A 723-nucleotide genomic window follows, 5' to 3' on the forward strand; every position below is an offset into this window, starting at 1 on the left:
CCGGGGCCGCCGCCGCCGTGCGGGGTGGACAGGGTTTTGTGCACGTTGAGGTGCACCACGTCAAAGCCCACATCGCCCACGCGCATCTTGCCCATGATGGCGTTCATATTGGCCCCGTCATAATACAGCAGGGCGTCGATCTTGCGCAGTTCGGCCACTATGCGGGGCAGATGCACTTCCATCAGGCCAAGGGTGTTGGGGCAGGTCATCATGAGCCCTGCCACGTCTTCCCCGTGCTTGCGGATAGCTTCCACAATGGCGTCCGGGTCAACCATGCCGTTGCGGGATTCGAGGTTGATGGTCTCGAATCCGGCCAGCGCGGCAGAAGCCGGGTTGGTGCCGTGGGCGGCATCGGGAATGAGCATTTTCTTGCGGTCGCGCCCCTTGGCCTTGTGGTAGGCGGCAATAAGCTTGACGCCCACAAACTCTCCGTTGGCCCCGGCCATAGGCTGCAAGGTGAAGGCTTTCATGCCTGTCAGCTCGCAAAGCATGGTTTCCGCTTCGTACATGCACTGCAACGCGCCCTGGGTGCAGCCCGCAGCCCCGCCCAGCTGGGCAAGCATGGGGTGCAGACGCGCGAATCCCGGCAGCGCGGCCACATATTCGGTGAACTTGGGATTGTACTTCATTGTGCAGGAGCCAAGGGGATAGAAGTTGGCGTCCACACTGTAGTTGAGTTTTGAAAGGCCGGTAAAGTGGCGAACCACGTCCAGCTCGGAGCAC

At 61.4% G+C, this 723-nt stretch carries 1 pseudogene; it reads right to left on the reverse strand.

The features are described 5' to 3' along the window. Window positions 1-723, reverse strand: a pseudogene (locus tag V6C16_RS14690) (aminomethyl-transferring glycine dehydrogenase subunit GcvPB); the annotation flags it as partial.

Source organism: Desulfovibrio sp. 1188_IL3213, assembly GCF_036763145.1.
In the GTDB taxonomy this organism is placed as follows: Bacteria; Desulfobacterota; Desulfovibrionia; order Desulfovibrionales; family Desulfovibrionaceae; genus Desulfovibrio.